Source organism: Candidatus Kurthia intestinigallinarum (genome assembly GCF_003991225.1).
GTDB lineage: Bacteria > Bacillota > Bacilli > Bacillales_A > Planococcaceae > Kurthia > Kurthia populi.
Genome location: NZ_JTFC01000052.1, coordinates 1 through 2304, shown reverse-complemented (window position 1 = coordinate 2304; position 2304 = coordinate 1). Strand labels below are relative to the sequence as shown.

The following is a 2304-nucleotide window of genomic DNA, read 5'->3' as shown; positions in this document are numbered from 1 at the left end:
CTTTTAATTGAACCCTGTTACATTCATTACACTTCATAATTAATTCCTCCTAAACTTGATTAAAACATTTTACCACATATAAACTAAGTTTTAAATTCAGTATTTCATCACTTATACAACAATATGGCCCGTTTGTTGAAATCTATTGTATCTTAATCTACTTCTTTTTCATCAATCAATTTCCCATTGATCTCTTCCAGTTCATCATCGGTCAAATACCGTTTTTCTAATTCGATGTACCTTTTACCGCCCCAGTTATACATGATCGCATACACATACTTCGTCACATCTTTTTCCTTGTAGCCATCTAATTCGCCATTTTTAAATTTGGTCATAGCGTCTTTGAATAGACCTGAGTAGACAATTAACCGTTTGCCTTTTAAGGCTTTATAAAACACCTCGAAAACTTCTTGGCTGATTAAGTAATCGCTGTCTTTTGCGGAGTACTTCGCAATCTCATACACTTTATCATCTCGACCGTTTCGAACTTTCCGCACATCAACTTGTGTAATCAAAGGGTTTTTTGTGACTTGCTGCCACAACTCCAGCCACCGATCCCGAGTGATATATTGTTTTGTATCCGTGAAGTAACTTTTGTTGACTGCAATGAGCACATGAAAATGTGGGTGGTAATCCTCACGCTCTTCGTTGTAGGTGATTTCTAATTTCCGAGCATAACCCTTTGCGATTTTCTTAACTTCCTTGCGTTCCATCAACTTTTTGAACGAATGGTTGTAACCCTTAATTTCATCTTCCAGTTCATCAGCTGGCACGTTCGGCGCTGTTAAGGTCACAAAGATAAACTCTTTCTTTTCCTCTTGCTTTAGATAAGCCATCATGACGGACAGAGCCAACGCATCTTTTCGAGATTTCTTCCATGCACAGATCGGACAGAAACGGTTTTTGCACGTATTCCCCTTATGCTGTTTTTTCTTTTCCAGGTTTTCATCAGCAACCATCATCATGAACGTATTGCACTCCCTTATGAGTTTTAAAGTATTTTCCGAGACCACATCTTCAGAAACTAGCTTTTCCATAAAGTACGCTAATACACCGTTTCGCCGTTTTTTCTTCGTGGACTTGACCATAATGTCTTGATTCTTTTTGGATTTTGCTTTATAGTGGCTCATATAACTTAAGTTAATAAACGCCAATCACGGCACTTAAAAACTTGCACCTACCTTCATAGTTTATTGTTTTGATCTCGACAATTAAAACAATACAACACTATGCTGTAGAATGCAAGTTTTTTTGCGTTAAAGCCATACGTATCAAGGGCTCAAGACCCTTCAGGGTAAATCGAAGATGTTACCCTTATATCAAGATAAGAAAAAACCGTTTTTCGCTTCGCTCAAAACCTTAAAAAACACGCCTAAAAGGCGTGTTTTCATCTTTCCATTCCTCGATCCCTCTCCCGAGCTTTCTCACGCTTATACAGGCGCTCAAATTCGCTCCCAGGGTTTCGCTCCCTCACTTTATCTACTAATTCCTTAAAAACGTTTTTAACGGCCCTGACGCCCTCTGTACGCTCTTTTACGAAATCTTTGGCACTTTGATACAACAAACCGACTTCGTGCCGTAAATCGCCTATCAGGTCTTTTAAATCTCTGTTCTCTGAACGGAGTTCCTTATTTTCGTTCTTCAGCTTATAATTTTCATTGGTCTTTTGATAGACTTCCTCACGAAGCTTTTCATTTTCTATGACAGGATTCATACTTTGCAACCGCTCATAATCTTTTTTTACCGCAACCGCAGCTGTCACGATTGTTTCCAGCTGTTCCATCTGCTTAGGAGTGAAAACATAATTCCCGGTTTCTTTTTGATGGATTTCCGGTTTCCCGAACATTTTCGGAACGACTTCGGTTTTGATTTCTTTTCGCTTTGGTTTCAGCACCAAATTCTTATCAGGAACATTTTTGCTAATCGCTAAAAACTCATTTTTCTTTTCATCGACTTTCCCCTCTAACACGGCAATTTCGTTCAATAAGTCCTGTTTTTCCTTGTATTCATTCACGTCTTTATATGAATTCGTGCCAACCAATTTCCGCTCAATTCCACGATCCAATAATTTTTCTTCTAGCAACTGGACTTCTTTTTCCCGCCAATCATCAAACGGGCGAGTTTTATCCAACGCCGGATCTTGTTGAATAATCGCACGGTCAAACGACACTTGTTTTTCAAGTCCTCGCTTATAGCCGCTCGCAACCGGAACAAAATTCAAGTGCATATGAGGAGTAGCTTCGTCATTATGGATGACCGCATTATATACTTTTAAATTCGGATTTCGCTTCTCAAAATCTTCGA

2 protein-coding genes are annotated in these 2304 nt (G+C 38.9%); both read right to left on the bottom strand.

Annotated features, from left to right (window positions below):
- Nucleotides 1-152: 152 nt before the first annotated feature.
- Nucleotides 153-1088: a protein rep gene (locus QI30_RS18560; RefSeq protein WP_126992064.1), complete on the bottom strand. Its 936-nt coding sequence runs from the start codon at nt 1086-1088 to the stop codon at nt 153-155.
- A gap of 299 nt (nt 1089-1387) precedes the next feature.
- Nucleotides 1388-2304, bottom strand: a 917-nt coding sequence (locus tag QI30_RS18555) for a plasmid recombination protein (protein ID WP_126992063.1), incomplete at its 5' end; no start/stop codon positions are given.

Coding starts and splice junctions, on each gene's coding strand:
- QI30_RS18560 (WP_126992064.1), bottom strand. CDS start 1,088: ATGGTCAAGTCCACGAAGAAAAAACGGCGAAACGGTGTATTAGCGTAC.